The organism is Acinetobacter sp. WU_MDCI_Abxd143 (assembly GCF_025514195.1).
Lineage (GTDB): Bacteria > Pseudomonadota > Gammaproteobacteria > Pseudomonadales > Moraxellaceae > Acinetobacter > Acinetobacter pittii_H.
On sequence record NZ_JAHPTH010000002.1, the window covers coordinates 621,608 to 638,933 of the forward strand.

At 40.4% G+C, this 17,326-nt stretch carries 15 protein-coding genes and 1 other RNA gene; 2 read left to right on the forward strand and 14 right to left on the reverse strand.

Annotated elements, in window-relative coordinates:
* Window positions 1-5 precede the first annotated feature (5 nt).
* The 12 genes from KTI79_RS07790 to KTI79_RS07845 form a co-directional block, all read right to left on the reverse strand.
* Complete coding sequence (locus KTI79_RS07790) at window positions 6-614, reverse strand: SLATT domain-containing protein (RefSeq protein WP_032055132.1); 609 nt, start codon at window positions 612-614, stop codon at window positions 6-8.
* A 2-nt stretch (window positions 615-616) separates the two neighbouring features.
* Window positions 617-1,924 (reverse strand): SMODS domain-containing nucleotidyltransferase, encoded by a 1,308-nt coding sequence (locus KTI79_RS07795; RefSeq protein ID WP_032055133.1) that lies wholly within the window; start codon window positions 1,922-1,924, stop codon window positions 617-619.
* Between the two features lie 111 nt (window positions 1,925-2,035).
* Entirely contained in the window at window positions 2,036-2,974 is a 939-nt protein-coding gene (locus tag KTI79_RS07800) for an endonuclease NucS domain-containing protein (protein WP_032055134.1), read from the reverse strand.
* A complete protein-coding gene (locus KTI79_RS07805) occupies window positions 2,974-4,161 on the reverse strand; it encodes a restriction endonuclease subunit S (RefSeq protein WP_032055135.1) in 1,188 nt (395 codons plus the stop codon). Before KTI79_RS07805 ends, KTI79_RS07800 begins: the two co-directional genes overlap by 1 nt.
* A complete protein-coding gene (locus KTI79_RS07810; protein ID WP_032055136.1) occupies window positions 4,151-5,674 on the reverse strand; it encodes a type I restriction-modification system subunit M in 1,524 nt (507 codons plus the stop codon). The genes KTI79_RS07805 and KTI79_RS07810 overlap by 11 nt, the downstream gene beginning before the upstream one ends.
* Window positions 5,674-6,294 carry a restriction endonuclease subunit S gene (locus tag KTI79_RS07815; RefSeq protein WP_032055137.1) on the reverse strand — a complete coding sequence of 207 codons (621 nt, stop codon included), beginning with the start codon at window positions 6,292-6,294 and terminating at the stop codon, window positions 5,674-5,676. Before KTI79_RS07815 ends, KTI79_RS07810 begins: the two co-directional genes overlap by 1 nt.
* A 44-nt stretch (window positions 6,295-6,338) precedes the next feature.
* Window positions 6,339-6,629, reverse strand: a complete 291-nt coding sequence (locus tag KTI79_RS07820; protein WP_007480924.1) for a hypothetical protein — start codon at window positions 6,627-6,629, stop codon at window positions 6,339-6,341.
* 405 nt (window positions 6,630-7,034) lie between these two features.
* Window positions 7,035-7,394, reverse strand: a transfer-messenger RNA (tmRNA) gene (gene ssrA, locus KTI79_RS07825).
* A gap of 160 nt (window positions 7,395-7,554) precedes the next feature.
* Complete coding sequence (ggt, locus tag KTI79_RS07830; RefSeq protein ID WP_032055138.1) at window positions 7,555-9,540, reverse strand: gamma-glutamyltransferase; 1,986 nt, start codon at window positions 9,538-9,540, stop codon at window positions 7,555-7,557.
* Between the two features lie 304 nt (window positions 9,541-9,844).
* Complete coding sequence (locus KTI79_RS07835; protein ID WP_032055139.1) at window positions 9,845-11,368, reverse strand: DHA2 family efflux MFS transporter permease subunit; 1,524 nt, start codon at window positions 11,366-11,368, stop codon at window positions 9,845-9,847.
* A gap of 6 nt (window positions 11,369-11,374) precedes the next feature.
* Complete coding sequence (locus KTI79_RS07840; RefSeq protein WP_086376083.1) at window positions 11,375-12,526, reverse strand: EmrA/EmrK family multidrug efflux transporter periplasmic adaptor subunit; 1,152 nt, start codon at window positions 12,524-12,526, stop codon at window positions 11,375-11,377.
* Between the two features lie 267 nt (window positions 12,527-12,793).
* Complete coding sequence (locus KTI79_RS07845; protein WP_002121786.1) at window positions 12,794-13,291, reverse strand: thioesterase family protein; 498 nt, start codon at window positions 13,289-13,291, stop codon at window positions 12,794-12,796.
* A 142-nt stretch (window positions 13,292-13,433) separates the two neighbouring features.
* Here KTI79_RS07845 and hemB point away from each other — a divergent pair, with 142 nt between their 5' ends.
* Both hemB and KTI79_RS07855 read left to right on the forward strand, forming a co-directional pair.
* Window positions 13,434-14,447, forward strand: a complete 1,014-nt coding sequence (gene hemB, locus KTI79_RS07850; RefSeq protein ID WP_000222569.1) for a porphobilinogen synthase — start codon at window positions 13,434-13,436, stop codon at window positions 14,445-14,447.
* 25 nt (window positions 14,448-14,472) lie between these two features.
* On the forward strand, window positions 14,473-15,588 hold the full coding sequence (locus KTI79_RS07855; RefSeq protein WP_032055141.1) for an NAD(P)/FAD-dependent oxidoreductase: 1,116 nt from the start codon (window positions 14,473-14,475) through the stop codon (window positions 15,586-15,588).
* Here KTI79_RS07855 and KTI79_RS07860 read toward each other — a convergent pair.
* Window positions 15,580-16,485: a TIGR01777 family oxidoreductase gene (locus tag KTI79_RS07860; protein WP_032055142.1), complete on the reverse strand. Its 906-nt coding sequence runs from the start codon at window positions 16,483-16,485 to the stop codon at window positions 15,580-15,582. The genes KTI79_RS07855 and KTI79_RS07860 overlap by 9 nt on opposite strands.
* An 83-nt stretch (window positions 16,486-16,568) precedes the next feature.
* On the reverse strand, window positions 16,569-17,021 hold the full coding sequence (locus KTI79_RS07865) for an ABZJ_00895 family protein (RefSeq protein ID WP_032055143.1): 453 nt from the start codon (window positions 17,019-17,021) through the stop codon (window positions 16,569-16,571).
* Between the last annotated feature and the right edge of the window lie 305 nt (window positions 17,022-17,326).

Here is a 17,326-nt window from a genome sequence, read left to right on the forward strand (position 1 = left end):
ATTTTTTAAAATATAACTGCGAAACATGCACTAAGCTTCGCTTTATAGATAAAGCAAATAGTCATGAGAATTAATGCCACTAAGAACATATAAAAACTTAAAGGCACTTTATCCCGAAAAAATTTAAACTTTTTCTGCTCATGAACCCAATCAATTTGATGTTGCCAAAAGAATTTATAATGTGCATACCAATCACTAAACAATATTTGCTTACTCAAGCCTACTGAACAATATTGACTTTCTACTTGGCGATACTTATTAATCAATTGTGTTAAATCATCTGAATCACTTTTGCTTTTAACTGAATAATATAAAACTCTAAGCTGGTTATAGATTTTCGTCAGCTTAATACCTGCCTTCTCATATTCACTTTTTTTAGCATCATACATACTAATATAAAGTCCAACTACACCAAGTACTGTAAATGATGCGGAAAGAAAATTTGTTGAAAGCTCTTCAAAAGCTAGTGAATAAATACCAAAAGCTATTGAGAGAAAACTAATCCATCCAGGTGATTTTTCTACAAGATCATAAGTAGCAAAATGTTTCTTTGCTCCAAATCCTACGTTATAGCCAGTTTCAGCAATACACTTAAGTAAATCAGATCGATTCATATTTATTCCTCAATTGGCACATAAATGCGATCACGAGCCACAACAACACTATTTTGAACAATGTAGCACTCTACGATATGCTCACCATTAAAATCCGCTGTTTCATTTTTTTGGTTCTGCCCTAGATCCGCAACAATTTGTCCTCTAATACAATCACGACTTTTTGCAGCTTCTCCTCGATTTAAAACTTTCCAGAAAACGGAATATTTTTGCTCAGGAAAATTAAATGGTGTTCCATTTTTATCTATATAGAATCTTAGGCTTCTCCCACTATTAAGCTTTTTCTTATTTCTTTTAAAATGCCTTAAAACGTCGATAAATGCGCCATGTTTAGTAATTTCGCACTCTATTTTTAACGGATATCTTATATCTATTGGGAATTTATTCTCAATGAATTCTTCAGTATGTCTATAGCGTAACTCACCTAATGTCATTGATTTAACAGCAGCAGTTGCAGCTTTAGGGAAAGAGTTTCCATATACTTTTCGCCAATAATCATTGGCAGAGTTCTTCCCTTCATTTTCAATAGCTTTAATGGAGTTTTCATATGCTTTCTTAGCTTTGCTTTGAAACTTGCTTTTAACTTTGACATCCTGATTACTACCTAAAGCTTGATAATGATTTTGATCAGGTTGCTCGGATAAAAATTGAAAGAAATCTCTACTTAAACAATCATATGAACTATAGCTTTTGTCATCATAGTCTGTAGTTGATTTCATAAAATTGTAGGCGAGTGTGTCTATTAATAGGCCACCAATTCCCACACCATTCTTATTCTTCCAAGCTCTAGCCATCTTGCATAAGCGCCGCAAATTACGATTTTTTGCATCATTCATGCTTTGTATTTCATCAATTTCAGCTTGAGGCTTAGTGATCTTCCAACTACCACTATTCTTAGTATCTGGATAGATATATGATCCATCCGCTTGCTTAAATACAGGCTGCACCTCTACATGGAAGTTCGTATATTGAACACACACAACTAATCGATCTACAAACACAGTGGTCCGAGGATATCGTGCAAGAATTGCATCTTTCGTATCCTTTAATAACTTTGATTGACCGCCATCTTTATAATCATCCCATTTTGATGATGGCATGATATATAGCATATCTAAGTCTGAAATGCCTTTAATTGCAGTCCATCTTCCATAGGAACCAACCTGCAATTGATTTGATGTTTTAGATTCTGTATCACGAAATTTTTTGTTTAATGCACATGTTATCTCTTGATAACGCAAAGTGATTTGTTCTTCATTAGCAACTTTAATATTGCTTAAAAAGTCTTGAAACATTTGGGAAATTGACATTACAGCCCTCAAATTTTAATTGTTGATAAAGTATTAAAAACATCCTTGTTTTTAACGATCCATTTAATATTTAGTGAAGCCAAATACGTTAATCAACTTGTCAATTTTTCATTAGCTTTTATTGAGCTTAAAACTCAACTGATAACGATAAAACTCGATATTTTGAGCAACACTTAAAGCACGACGCATTCTCAAGTCATCTTCCAAAGCAATGATCACACCTTTGACTTGCTGATCAGCTTCAGCCAATTCATCTTTGACATAGCCCATATAGCGTTGAATTTGTCCAACGACACGATCACTTGCACGACCACGTTTAAGCTCAACCACAAGCAAGGTCTTTTTATCCTTACTGATTGCCAAAATATCGATAGGACCTGTATCTGAAGGATACTGCTGTCCGACTAATTGACCATCTTCGGTATAGATATCATAAGTCGCACCTAACTCGGTTTTAGACCAATTTTCAACTAAAAAGTGCTCAAGATGCTTTTCCAAAGCAAAAGCCGCTGGGTCTTCTACAACTTCATCAGGCTCTAAACCTTCAACGGGTTCTTTGCCTTGTATTAAGACTTTAAGCTCTTCGGCATATTTAGTGATATTACTCACAGTACCGACTGATCCCGACGAGTTTTTTAGCTCTTGAGACATCAATTCTCTAGCCAAAGTTTGCTCAAACCATTCAACTTTTCTTCGATGGCTTAATTCCCCAGAAGGTACATAGTAGTAATCTGAAATGACTTTACCTACTAAGTAGTTACCGTCTCCACGAGGCGTTAGAATAATATCTCCCTGTTTAATCCCTTTGCAGATGGTATGTAGCATGCCACATGCTAAGCCTGCTGAAATCTTACTTTTTTCAGGTAAGGCTTTTAAGTAAACAGGTATAAAGCGATGGTTAAACTCACGCCAATCTTCAGATAATTCATGTGTTAAGTCTTGATCAATGTTCCAGTTGGCGGCAATAAAGCCGCCTTCTAGAAACGCTTGAGCGAATACAGACTTCGCACCTGCCATAATACGGTAATAGCTAGGAGTCATTTGCATCATTAGGCAGCCACCTTGACACGTTTTTTACCTGTTAAAAGTTGTTGCATCAGTGCTTTTTTCTCTTGCTTTAGGCACTCAAGTTTTTTCTGCAAAGTTTCAATTTCTTTATCAGCTAAAGAAAGTACTTTAGCAATCTTTTGTTGCTCTTTAAGACTTGGAATTCTAAGACTAATAGTTCCCATCACCCCATTCATTAGCTTAGGATTAGCTAAAGTATGTGAAACGTACTTATAGGCCTCTCTTGATAAAGAAAAAGCTAGAAACTTTAAATCAATAGATGATTTTTTAGGTGTTAAAGTTCCACAGACATTTGTGCAATTAAATTTACCAGTTCTATAAAAAACAGTTCCAGCATTCACACCATCCGTAGTCCACGTAACCACTTCGCCATCAAAATCATAAGTATTTAAATATCCCATTACCCCATTATGTAAGGTCTGTGAAGAATAGACAGGAAAGGTTCCTTTATTTTTTTCAATTTCAGTTTTACTAATTACTCTCCCACGCCCTATATGACATATTTCTGATACAAATACCTGATTCCATTCATCATGAAAACTTTCCCCATTCTCATTAAGCAAACGCTTCTTACCCGTCAGCAACTGCTGTATCAAGGCTTTTTTTTGCTGTTGGCTATTTTCAAGCAGTTTTTCAGTCGCTGAAATCGCTTGATCCCAAGTTGAAAGGATTAGGGCGATTTTATTTTGCTCCTCACTAGGAGGGATCAATAAATAAATCTTTTCAAGAGATGCTTTATTTAACTTATATCGTCCCGCCCCCTGACGTGATAAATAACTATAAATATCACGATGCATAAAATAGTAATAAAACCATTCCCTTGAAGCTAATTCAGTACCTTCAATGATATGTGCGTGATTATTTACCGTACATTTACCATCAACCAATTGCGTCATTGATTGTGATTTGTACTTTAAAAAGTGATCTCCATCTTCACCAATTAATGCAAAACTACCATCTTGCTCATATGTATCAATGTAGTCTTGAATCTTTGTTGGTCCATAATAAGGGTATAGACCTTGTTGGGTAGAACGAATGTCATCACTGATTGGTTTTCTTAGATCATTTCTGATCTTAAAAGTCTTAGCAATTGGTAAAAAGTTCCAACCTTTAGGAACTTCTTTTATTCGAGCTTGCATCAAATCAAGCTCTGAATATTTATGCACCATAACCCAACTCCTCTAAATACTTCGCCATCTGAACTTCAAGCTCAGCAAGTTGAATTTTTAACTGCTCACGCTCAGCACGTACAGCAACCAGATCAATCTCAGCTTCTTCTTCAAAGGTATCCACATAACGAGGAATATTTAGGTTGTAATCGTTGTCTTTCACTTCCTGCAAAGTCGCTAAATACGCATACTTATCTACGCCTTTACGAGCACGATAAGTTTCAACAATCTTGGCAATATTGTCTTCGGATAAGTTGTTTTGATTTTTACCTGACTTAAACTCACGGCTTGCATCGATAAACAAAACAGAATCATCAGATTTTTGCTTTTTGAAAATTAAAATCGCAGCAGGAATACCCGTACCGTAGAACAGCTTTTCAGGTAAGCCGATCACCGCATCTAATAAGTTTTCGTTAATCAACTTCTCACGAATCTTGCCTTCAGATGAACCACGGAATAACACACCATGCGGAACCACAACCCCCATACGCCCAGTAGTTGGCTTTAAAGTCTCAATCATGTGAGAGATAAACGCATAATCTCCTTTGGTCTTTGGTGGTACGCCACGACGGAAGCGGTCAAACTTATCATTCTCAGCTACATCATGCCCCCATTTATCTAATGAAAATGGGGGATTTGCTGTCACAATATCAAATAGCATCAAATCGCCATTCTGATCCAAAAGTTTTGGATTACGAATGGTATCTCCCCATTCAATTTTATGGTTATCTTCGCCATGCAAGAACATATTCATTTTGGCAAGCGACCAAGTTGAACCAATCGCTTCTTGGCCATAGAGTGCATATTGCTTACTGTTGTGGTTGGATACAACTTTACGACCACATTTCATTAACAATGAACCAGAACCACATGCAGGATCACAAATACTGTCACCCTTCTGTGGATCAAGTAACTCGGCAATTAAGTCCGATACTTCTGGTGGCGTATAGAATTCACCTGCTTTTTGACCACCACTTGCAGCAAAGTTTTTGATCAAAAACTCATAACCGTTACCAATCACATCAAGTGAACCGACACGGCTTGGTTTTAGGTCTAAATCCTTAGAAGCAAAGACTTCAAGTAAATCTTTTAGAATCGTATTCTTTTGCTTTTCTTCACCCAGTTTATCTGTGTTGAATAAGATATCTTGGAAAACACTCTTACCAACTTCTTTAAGCTTTGTACCATTTGCTTCTTCTAAGGAATTTAAAGCAATATCAATACGTTCACCATTACCTGGCTCATTGCGTTGCGCATGTAAACTATAGAAATTAGATTCACGAGGTAGTATAAAACGCTCGTTTTTCATCATCTCTTCGATCAGCTCTGGTTCATTGCCATACTCTTTCTTATAGTTATCATAGTGGTCTTGCCATACATCAGAAATGTACTTTAAGAACAACATTGTCAAAATAAAGTCTTTATACGTGTCAGCGCTAATCGTGCCACGGAATACATCACATGCAGACCAAAGGGCTTTATTGACTGTATCTTGATTAATTTGAGTAACCATTATTTATTTCCTTTGAGCAGTTGTTGGAACATGCCCTGCATCATTATTTCGCGGTTTCTTAATAACTTTTGAGAAAGAACTAGTTCTTTCTCCCAAATATTGTTGAGTTGTATAATCTGTTGCTGCGTTTCCAAATTAGGGATCGGTATCTTGAATTGACCTACACTCGCAACAGTTAACATAGAAATATTTGAACCCTGACTTTCTTGGCGTAACTCATATTGCGCAATTGGTTGATTTAAGTACCAACATAAATACTCTGGTAAAAGTTTTTGCTTATTAGCAAATAAAATTAAAAACTGACTACTTACAATAAGTGGCAGATCAGCAGGATTTTGCCGACCCACAAAATAAGAGGCTTTGTAGTATTCTCCCCGACAAGGCAGTAATACACACTCAGTATCGATTAGCGAATTCGTTTTTCCATCCCAATGAATTTGAGGCAATTCATTCACATACAAACGCTGGGATTGAGTCACATCACGAATACTACGTACATCTTTAATTTGCGCTAAATGAGCATTACCCGAGTCGATTTCTTCAATCTTTTCTCGAAAAGTAAAACCTGTTCGTATCTCAGCGAGATCACTCAGTTTGACTACTTTCTTTAAATTAGACATAAATATTACTCTTAAAGCGATTGAGCCATCCTTGGCGCAGGCGATTATGTTGCGCTACTTAAATTCTTCCGCAACCAATTAGTCACTTGACTATTGGTATCAAAATTAAGTTTGTGCCAAGCTGCTTCTCCATTAAGCCTTGTAACTAGTAGGCCATCATCACTATCTATTACAGAACGCAATTCATCTCTAATCTGTACAGCAGTTTTTGCTGTAACAACTATCCAACAAGATTCTAAGGGATGACACCAATCATCATAAGACTTAATCTTTTGATAAAGCGCATCATAATTACGTTGTTTACGCAGGTCATAATTGATCTGATATACTTTCATTGTTCGACTCCTTAATGGTTCACGTCGTTAATAAGTTAAGAACATGGCGACAGGCTGCCACCTGTCGTCAAACTCCATTTTGAATAATTATAAAATTATACAGTAGATAACCTACGACTATTCATTGAACTAAGATTAGTCTGTATTTTTTGACGTGTCAAGAATAATTTTTACAGTAGATAGTCTATGATAAAGAAAAATTACCTACAAACTTTATTATGATAGAAAGCTATTATCTGATCAGCATATTAAAATAGTCAGAGCGACAGAAAGTGACGTGTATATTTAATTATAAGTACATATAAAATTTATTAATTTTTCTATTATTTAACAGTAATTTTAAATACTTAAAATTTAGATAATAAAAAACCCTGAAACTTACGTTTCAGGGTTTTTTACGAATTTTGGTGGAGATGGCGGGAGTTGAACCCGCGTCCGCCAGCACTACGCTCGAGAATACTACATGCTTAGATATCGTCTATTGTTTTAACACCAAGTGACCCGACGAACAGGGTACAAGGTGCGATCCTCTAATTTTGGTATAAAGCCCCGAGGCTTGACTCTATACGGACTTGTGTGCGTGCGCTTCAGTCGGGTTCCCAGACCACAAGTATTCTAGGAAGCGGACAAGCGGCCCTTAGGCAGCTAGAGCGTAAGTTTCGTCGTTTGCGACTATTTAAATGCAAATTTTATTTACGAGAGAAAATGCGCTCTCGGCATGCATCTATGAGTTTCATCACCGGCGTCGAAGCCAATAACATCCCCATGAATGTCTGAACATCATAGCATAACTAAAATAAAATGCTGTGCAATTTATCAACAGTCTGCTACTGATGAACATATTTACATAATGGAGAGCCTTTTGTTTTTTTCAAGGGCTACATAAAAAAGCTGCCAAAAATGACAGCTTTTTTTAAAGTGTGGTCTATAAGGCACCATTACCTAACACAATACCTTCACGGCGTGGGTCTACCCCACCTGCGTATTTACTTTGATTATTTATATTTACTTTCATAATCGTTGAAATACCGCTGGTTTGCGCAGTGTTAGAAATGCCATGCCCTTTTGCTTTTAAACCTTCAATCAGGTCAACTAAAGAAAGCTGCACATTCGAGCTATCTACATTGGTGTTTTTGCTATTGGTCGCGCCAAAGTTAACAAGTGAAGTGGCCTGCTGTGCATTTAAATTCCAGTCCAGCGCACCTACCAAAGTTTTAACCACATATTGAATGATGGTACCGCCACCTGGTGAACCTGTTGCCATATAAAACTCATCTGGCGTGGTGCCTTTAAACACTAAAGTTGGCGCCATAGTACTACGTGGGCGTTTGCCCCCTTCTACACGGTTGGCAACTGGTGCCCCAGTGCTGTCATAAGGGTTCGCACTAAAATCAGTTAACTGGTTTGACAGCAAGAAACCATCCACCATGTGGAATGAACCCATGCTCGATTCAACAGTCGATGTCATTGAAACCACATTGCCATAGGCATCTACAATCGTGAACTGAGTCGTGCCATGTTCAACAGTGGTGTCCACACCTGCCGCTGTATTGAAATTACCTGCTGGTGCAACGCCCATACTTTGGTTCGGGTTAATCAGTGCTGCACGTTGTTTCAGGTAATTTTTATCAATAAAACTTGGAATACCCTGTGCTGGTAAAGCGACAAAGTCGGTATCTGCGACATATTTATCACGGTCAGCATAGGCCAAACGCTCTGCTTCAGACACTAAATGCACGCCCATAACATCAGGTACACCGCCTTCATTTTCAGGATTTTTAGGTGGATAAAGTGACATATCAAAGTTTTCTAAAATACCCAGCGTCTGTGCAACTGCTATTCCTCCCGAAGATGGAGGTGGCATGGTACATACATAGTAACGGTCACGGTACGTTGTACAAATCGGGTCGCGTTTTTTCACCTGATAGTTCGATAAATCCTGCAAGGTCATTAAACTTGGGGTAATTGGAGTTTTTGCTGGGTCATCACCTACCGTTTGACCTGCTTTTGCCACAATGGCTTGTGCAATCGGCCCAGTGTGTAGTGCATTTGCGCCTTGCGTGGCAAGTGCTTCAAGCGTTTTTGCATAGGCCTTATTGGTCATGGACTCACCCACTTTACGTGGTGATCCATCTGGGTAGAAATAGGTCGCCATTGCATTTGCATCGAGCGCTAAATTGTTTGCATTGCTTGCAATTGCATCTGCCAAACGCCCCGGAATGCGGAAACCATTGTCAGCCAAACCAATCGCTTCACCAAAAAGTTGGTTCCACTTGAGTTTACCATGTTCTTTTTGTGCTTGTTCAAGCAAACGCATCACACCCGGCACACCAATCGAGCGACCACTACGGCGCGCACTTGGCACAGGTGCAGGTGAATTTGGGTCATATATATTTTGGCGAATTAAATAAAATTCGTTGGCTGCGGCAGGTGCGGTTTCGCGGCCATCATAAGCCGTGACTTGTTTGGTTTTGGCATCGTAATACATCATAAAACCACTACCGGCAATGGTGCTCGACTGTGGCTCGACCAAACCAAGCACGGCTTGCACCGCAACGGCTGCATCGACTGCGCTACCGCCCGCTTTTAACACATCACAACCTGCTTTTACCGCAAGTGGCGTGTTTGCCACCACCATATATTTATCTGCGTATTTAACCGTGTTACCGAGTCTATAACCCGATGCACCCTCAGGTGCTGCTGGGTCACCATTTTGGTTTGAACCAACCACCACACTTGAACCGTCTTGGGTCAGTTTGCTACAACTGGTCGGGTCATTATCTACAATTAAATTAGGCGGGGTTGTATTTGAATCATCCTTGGGCTGATCTGACGAGGAGTCATCTCCACATCCTTGTAATAAACCGACTGCTAATAAACTACTGAACAAAAATGAATATCTTTTATTCACGTGATAACTCCAATATATACGCCTGCCTATCCATGCAATTGCCATGCAAGCTTCTTTGTTTTCAGGTCTTCAGTTTTTTAATCTTTGATAAAAATAAAGTTTTAATAATATTAAATGATTGAGGGTATTTATTCTGTGCCCTGCGTTATGTCTCCTTGCTTGTTATCACACTCTTTTATAACTGATTTGCCCAATTCTGGCATGCTTTATTTCTTTAAATACAGGCAAAATCTGCTATTTATAAACTCGCTCATTTTGTAGTTGGCCTAAAAAAAAGCACCTCCGAAGAGATGCTTTTTGATGTTTAGTGAGAAGGCATGCCACTGACCTGTTTGGGTTTTGGACACAGCCAAATGACCAATCCTGCAAAGACAAACACAATCGCAAATAGCAAAAACACATGGTTTGCCGACATGGTAATGGCTTCTTTATCGACTAGATTTGAAATAATGCCTAAAGTCGAATCAGCCGTAAAACCATTTTGCAAAAGTGTGTTTTGTACTTCAGTCGTATGTAGGTTTGACACCATTTCACTACGGGCAACTTTGGCATGATCGTCCCACACGGTCACCGCAATTGAAGCGCCAATCGCCCCTGCCATGGTTCTTAAGAAGTTCATAAGACCCGCAGCGGATGCAATCTCTTGCTGGAGTACCGAACCAAGCGCAATGTTGGATAGTGGAATAAAGAAGAACGGTACAGCAAAACCTTGCAGGATTTGTGGCCAAGCCAAAGCCATAAAGTCGGCGTCTGTAGTCCAGAATGCCCGCATTAAGGTCACGCCACCCAGCAAAATCAAACCGAAACTCGCCAGCGCGCGTGGGTCATGTTTGGTCGAAAGCTTTGCCACAATCGGTGACATGGTCAAACTACCAAAGCCCATGGTTGCAGTTAAATAGCCGGCCCACGTGGCGGTGTAGGAAAGGTTCATTTGCAGCCACTGTGGAATCAGTACAATACTGCCAAAGAACGCGCCAAAGCCGAGCGACAACGCCAGTACCGAAATTGCAAAGCCCCTATGCCTAAAGACTTTCACGTCTACGACGGGGTGTTTGTCGGTCAGTTCCCATATGAGGAATACCACAAAGCCAATGGCGGCAGTTAAAGCTAAAACGATAATGCTGGTGCTGTTAAACCAGTCGCGTTCGTGCCCTAAATCGAGCATGAGCTGTAGTGCACCAATCCACAAAATTAACAGACCTAAACCGACCGTGTCGATTCTTAAAGAAATCGTTTCTGTTTCGGCAGGCTTGAGCAATCGTATTGCCGCTAAAACACAAATAATGCCGACCGGTATGTTAATAAAGAAAATCCAGTGCCAAGATAGGTTGTCACTTATCAGACCACCCAAAATCGGTCCTAAAATTGGCCCAACGACTGTAGTCATTGCCCATAGACCCATCGCCTGTGCATGCTTTTCTTGAGGGAAAATACGCATCAGCAAAGTTTGACTGAGTGGCATAAGCGGGCCACCGCATAAACCTTGTCCAATACGGAAAAACACCAGCATACCTAACGAGTTTGCTAGGCCGCACAAAAAAGAAAAAATGGTAAAACCAATCAGACCAAAAATAAAAACCCGAACGGTTCCAAAGCGGCCCGCAAGCCAACCTGTTAAAGGTACACAAATCGCTTCTGCAACAGCATATGACGTAACAACCCATGTTCCTTGTGTACTTGAAACAGCAAGATTACCGGTAATGTGCGGTACAGATACGTTGGCAATGGTCGTATCGAGCACGACCATAAAGTTCGACAAGGCAATAACAAACGCTGCCAGTATTAAACGGCCACCGCTTAGTTCGGCAAAAGGTGTTTGCGTTTTCATAAGCGTTTACTTCGCAGATAAGTCGACTTTTGCTTCCATCGACAAGCCAACACGCAGTGGGTGTTCAGCAAGTTCTTTCGGGTCAAGTGCAATACGAACCGGTAAGCGTTGAACCACTTTAATCCAGTTGCCTGTTGCGTTTTGAGCCGGAATTAAGGCAAAGGCAGAGCCTGTACCACCAGAGAAGCCCATCACTTTGCCGTGATATTCAACGTCATCGCCATATAAATCTGAAGTTAGTGTGACTGCCTGACCCGGACGGACTTTTTTCAACTGACTTTCTTTAAAGTTCGCATCTACATATAAATCGTTAAGCGGCACAATCATCATCATGCTGGTGCCCGGCGCAACACGTTGCCCGACTTGAATATTACGACGCGTAACCACACCATCGACTGGCGCACGAATCACGGTACGTTCCAAATCAAGCTGAGCTTGTTCTACATGCGCTTGTGCAACTTGTACATCAGGTGTTGATGTTTCGCTTACACCCTGAATTAACGCTTCGTTTGCAGCTAAGGTACTTTCAGCAGCTTTACGGCTCGAAGAGGCTTGCGCTAAACCAGCTTTAGCAAGCTCTAGCCCTGCTTTGGCTGTTTCAACTGCACTTTGTGCTTTAGTGAGTTCTTCTTTAGACACTGCACCAGAGGCTGCAAGCTGCGCACGGCGGTTTAACTCTAAAGCGGCTTTGTCATAGTCGGCCTGTGCTTGAGCAACCTGTGCTTTGGCACTGTTAATTTCGTCAGCACGCACCACAACTTGAGAGTTTAAAGAACTACTGTTTGCCGCAGTTTGTTTGTATTGGCGTTTTGCTTTGGCAAGTTCTGCCTCAGCTTGAGCTAATGCAATTTTGGCATCACGGTCATCAATACGAACCAGCACGTCACCACGATGTACCGTTTGGGTATCTTTTACCAAAACCTGAGCGACCTGTCCGCTCACCATTGAAGTAAGTTGCGCGGTTTCTGCACCGACATAGGCATTATCCGTACTCACGGAATTATTTAAAAATAATGCCCAGATTGCATACAAAATAGCGGCGATCAATAAAATCAGCGCAAAAAAACCAAGAAATTTTTTGCGCTTGTTTTGATTGTTTTCATCCGAGGCAGATGTTGTTGGCACTGTTTCTTGTACATTGCTTTGTGCATCAGTCATGGTATGTTCCTAAAGATGAGTTGGCTTTGCCATCAATCTCGCACTACACCTTGTTATAGAGTTTTTATTTTTCTATAAACAAGACATACCGCATTGTCAAAGGAGCTAATTTTAACGCTAAAACCTCATAATATGAGAATAAAAATTTATAACTCATGCGTTCGTTCTAATTAAATTAATGTTTATCTCAAAGATTTTGTAAAAATTTCTGCTTTTTACACACTAAAAAAAGCGCACTTGGCGCTTTTAAATGGTTCAATTCATTGCTTAATAGGCATATGAAGCAATGCCGGCAGCAATGGCTTTATCTTCATCATTGACCATGGTCATGCGCATGGTGCAGCCCTTACGACCTAAACGTAGTACTTCGGCACGGGCAATAAAATATTTACCACGCCCCGGTGCTAAATAATCTACACGCATATCGACTGTTGCCAAACGCGATACTTGCTTAATGGTTTCAGTTAAAGTTTCGGGAGTTGAACGGCGATATAGGTGTTCCATTGCCACAATTCCGCCAATACTATCGAGCAAAGTTGCAGCAACGCCACCATGCAAAATCTGAAATGCCAAATTACCAATTAGGTTGGGTTGCATCTCGATATAGCCTTCAATGTGCCCATCCACCACACGCATAATCATTCCACTATGCTTAAAAAAAGGAGAGCTATTAAACGCCTTACATAATTGGTTGAGAACCACAGTTAAGTCAGTTTTTGCACCTAAATGGATGTTCCCAGTCCAATTTTTCTTTTCTTCACTCATATGTTGCCTAAATTTAAAAGCATGATAAAGACCCATAATTTTGTACAAATACAGCATTATGGGGCTACAATACAGCAGTCGGTTGACAGTAATGGAATATCCGCCAACCTATCCTAGTGTAATACCGAACATCGAGATTGTTATGACTTATACGTTCAATCGTCCTGCATTTCCAGCCACTCGCATGCGCCGTATCCGTAAAAATGACCAGTTGCGTGCGATGGTCAGCGAAACACAGCTCACTACCAATCACTTGATTTATCCAGTATTTGTATTACCGGGACAAAATCAAACCCAAGATATTCCAAGTATGCCAAACATTCAGCGTTTGTCGGCAGATTTGTTACTGAAAAAAGCTGAAAGACTTCTGGAATTGGGCGTATCCAAACTGGCTCTTTTTCCAGTTACCCCGCAAGAAGATAAAAGCCTGACCGCAGAAGCTGCATGGCGTGAAGATGGTTTAGTCCAAACCACCTGCCGTCTGCTTAAAAAAGAATTACCAGAAATGGTGTTAATTACTGATGGTGCCCTCGACCCATACACGACTCATGGTCAAGACGGCATTATTGATGAAACTGGCTATGTGCTAAACGACGAGACTGTAGAATGCTTGATTAAACAAGCCTTAAGTCACGCAGAAGCAGGTGCCGAAGTGATTGCTCCAAGTGACATGATGGATGGCCGTATTGGCGCAATTCGTCAGGCTTTAGAAGCCAATGGTCACATCTATACCAACATCATGGCCTACTCTGCGAAATATGCGTCTAGCTTCTATGGTCCGTTCCGTGATGCTGTTGGCTCTGCATCCAACCTTAAAGGTGGTAATAAATATAACTACCAGATGGACTTTGCCAACCGTGCCGAAGCATTACATGAAATCGCGCTTGATATTCAAGAAGGTGCCGACATGGTGATTGTAAAACCGGGCATGCCATATCTGGATGTGGTACGTGAAGTAAAAGATACCTTTGGTATTCCGACATTCATTTACCAAGTGAGTGGCGAATATGCAATGTTAGCGGGCGCAATTCAAAATGGCTGGTTATCAGACTCAGTGATTTTAGAATCGCTCATGTGCTGCCGCCGCGCAGGTGCAGACGGAATCTGGACTTACTTTGCAGAAACCGCTGCTGAAAAACTCAAGGAAATGAACTAAGTTCGCAGAGAAAGGATAACACTGCATGCATATTGCAATCATTGGCGCGGGCATAAGTGGATTAATGTCTGCGCTGGAGTTGGTTGAACAAGGCTGTAAAGTCAGCATTTTTGATCAACAACAAGCGGGACAAGCAGCCTCTTGGGCTGGCGGAGGCATTCTCTCTCCGATGTACCCTTGGCGCTATGTGCATGCAGTGAACCAACTTGCTAAATTTGGCAAAGCCTCTTATCAAGCATGGAACCAAAAACTCTACCCTATTACAGGGATTGATTTTGAAATTCATGACACAGGCATGCTGATTTTTGATGAAGAAGATTTTGACGTCGGGCTTTCCTACGCCGAGCAGCATCAAGAACCGATGCAGCGCTGTGAATATTTACAAAGAGATGCCTTAGAACAAGTTAATCCGCATATTTCCGAACAATTTCAAGAAGCCATTTACTTCCCTGAACTGTCTAATATTCGCAATCCGCGCGTATTACAGTCCCTGATTAGCTATTTAAAGCAACATCCGAATGTTGAGTTTTTTGAACACACTCCTGTTAAAAAACTGATTCAACAAGGTGATGTCATACAAGCGCTCCAAACCGAAGATGGTCGCAAACATACAGCAGACCATTTTGTAATAACTTCGGGCGCATGGAGCCATTACTGGAACTCACAATTACAACTCGAAATTCCAGTCGAACCTGTGCAAGGTCAAATGCTGTTATTTAAAACCCCTGCTCACTGGCTACCGACCATGTGTATGAATCGAGTCATGTATTTGATTCCACGTATGGACGGTCATATCGTGTGCGGGTCAAGCATGGCACATCGTGGTTTTGACACCTCTACCGATGAAACGACTCAACACAATATTTTAGAAGCGTGTTTAGAAATGGTGCCTGAACTGGCCGATTTCCCGATTGTACATCGATGGGCAGGTCTCAGACCAAGTTCACCAAACGGTGTTCCATACATTGGCAAAATGCCTGAAATGGACAACCTCTGGGCAAACTTTGGGCACTTTAGAAATGGGTTGTGTATGGGCGCAGGTTCTGCGCAATTGCTCCGTCAGCTTATGCTGGGTCAACCGACATTAGTGGATGCCAAAGCATATTCTCCAGAGCGTTTGCAAAATAAAATCTTAGCCTGACGCTAATATATTCTCTAAAGCCATTTTTAATTGAGGATAGGCAAACTCAAACCCTTCTGCTTGTAAAGCTGCGGGTTTGACGTATTGCCCATTTAAGATCAATTGCGACTGCTCTCCTAACAAACAGCGAAAAACTATACTAGGCGCCGACAACAGTGGTTTCTTATTCAAAACTTTGGCAGCTTGTTCAACAAATATCTTTTGGGTCACATTTTCTGGTGCCACGACATTGTGAATTTGAGCAGATTGAGGATGCTTGAATATAAACTCAATTGCGTTTAATACGTCTTCAATATGTACCCATACTACAGGCTGACGTCCGTTACCAATTTGACCGACTAAATTGAGTCGAATAGGAAGCAACATTTTAGGCAAAATGCCACCGCCCTGCCCAAACACTACACCTAAACGAATAATTTTAGTGTTTTGCTGAGGATCTGCTAACGCTGCGCGTTCCCACTCTTGGCAAAGCTCGGACATGAAAATGGGCTGTGGCGAGCTTTGTTCTGTGCACACTTCTGTCCACTTTTCTTGATTATCTATACCGTAATAACCAATTGCGGAGCCAGACACAATTACTTCCGGAAAAATTTGAGATTGATTAAGCCATGCATACAGTTTTCGGGTCGTATTTACACGGCTTTCAATGAGTTGTTTTTTACGTGACTCGGTCCAGCGTTTCTCACCAATATTTGCACCCGCCAAATTCACCACATAATCAATTTGACGGGTCGAAATATCTTCAAACTTTTGTACCCATTGCAAGGCAAGATGGTCAGATGCCTTTCCAGCCTGCCGTGTCACAGCAATCACGTTATAATTTTTTTGTAAGAGGAACTTAATTAAATGCGTTCCGATAAAACCACTGGCACCCGTGATTAATACATTCTTATTCATATTTCCTCCTAAGCTGAGGATTCAAGTTTTATTTAATTGTATAAGACTCATTTATATTTAAACGTATGAGTTTTCGTTGTGATCTATTGCACGTTAAACATTTTGTCAGCCATGCGCTGTGCTTGTTTGCCATAAAACCAGTAGGTAATTAAATAAAGTGGAATAGCTAACATTAAAAGCATAATCACCATAATGCTTAAGAACTGAGGCTGTTTGAGGTAAAGCATAAAGTTTTGCAAAATCTCAGGGTCTTTTCTGGCAAATAAAAATAGGCCAAATAAAACACCGCATAAGTTATAGCCCCAAAAAATCAGACTAAAACCTAAAATAAATTTCTTTTTTTCTTGTACAGTCGGAGCACGGCGTTCTTTCTTTAAAAATTTAAATAAGACAAAAATCATTGCGCCTAAATATGGAACGGCTGTTAAAATACCGCCTACACTCGCTGGTAATAGTGCTGCAAGCACACCTACAATTAAGGTAAGTACAATGCATAAACCAAAAAACCAGAGAAAGTAAGAACGTAATTTGGTCATATTTTTGCCTAATTTATGGGTTCAAAAAAATAATTATAAATTTTTTTCGATTTTTTTTCATTTTTCTGTCAACCAATCCTGATCTCTTGACGTTATATAGGATAACAAGGTCGCAGCAACCGAATACTTCCTTTGCACGGCATCCGCAAAATTGTTTCGGTGACCTTTCATTACGACTCTTTCCTTCCTTCGGATTAGGTTTTGTTAGCAGCCGAAACCCTTGATGAAGTTTTTGACCGACGATTCTCTCATCACTCGAATCGTCGGTTTTTATTTTCTAGCACTTTCATTTATTTTACGCTCAG

Excerpts from the sequence above, each read along its gene's own strand:
- KTI79_RS07810 (WP_032055136.1), bottom strand. The coding sequence starts at position 5,674 with ATGGTTACTCAAATTAATCAAGATACAGTCAATAAAGCCCTTTGGTCT.
- KTI79_RS07805 (WP_032055135.1), bottom strand. The coding sequence starts at position 4,161 with ATGGTGCATAAATATTCAGAGCTTGATTTGATGCAAGCTCGAATAAAA.
- KTI79_RS07860 (WP_032055142.1), bottom strand. The coding sequence starts at position 16,485 with ATGAATAAGAATGTATTAATCACGGGTGCCAGTGGTTTTATCGGAACG.
- KTI79_RS07790 (WP_032055132.1), bottom strand. The coding sequence starts at position 614 with ATGAATCGATCTGATTTACTTAAGTGTATTGCTGAAACTGGCTATAAC.
- KTI79_RS07840 (WP_086376083.1), bottom strand. The coding sequence starts at position 12,526 with ATGACTGATGCACAAAGCAATGTACAAGAAACAGTGCCAACAACATCT.
- KTI79_RS07795 (WP_032055133.1), bottom strand. The coding sequence starts at position 1,924 with ATGTCAATTTCCCAAATGTTTCAAGACTTTTTAAGCAATATTAAAGTT.
- KTI79_RS07865 (WP_032055143.1), bottom strand. The coding sequence starts at position 17,021 with ATGACCAAATTACGTTCTTACTTTCTCTGGTTTTTTGGTTTATGCATT.
- KTI79_RS07855 (WP_032055141.1), top strand. The coding sequence starts at position 14,473 with ATGCATATTGCAATCATTGGCGCGGGCATAAGTGGATTAATGTCTGCG.
- KTI79_RS07800 (WP_032055134.1), bottom strand. The coding sequence starts at position 2,974 with ATGATGCAAATGACTCCTAGCTATTACCGTATTATGGCAGGTGCGAAG.
- KTI79_RS07845 (WP_002121786.1), bottom strand. The coding sequence starts at position 13,291 with ATGAGTGAAGAAAAGAAAAATTGGACTGGGAACATCCATTTAGGTGCA.
- hemB (WP_000222569.1), top strand. The coding sequence starts at position 13,434 with ATGACTTATACGTTCAATCGTCCTGCATTTCCAGCCACTCGCATGCGC.
- KTI79_RS07815 (WP_032055137.1), bottom strand. The coding sequence starts at position 6,294 with ATGTCTAATTTAAAGAAAGTAGTCAAACTGAGTGATCTCGCTGAGATA.
- KTI79_RS07820 (WP_007480924.1), bottom strand. The coding sequence starts at position 6,629 with ATGAAAGTATATCAGATCAATTATGACCTGCGTAAACAACGTAATTAT.
- KTI79_RS07835 (WP_032055139.1), bottom strand. The coding sequence starts at position 11,368 with ATGAAAACGCAAACACCTTTTGCCGAACTAAGCGGTGGCCGTTTAATA.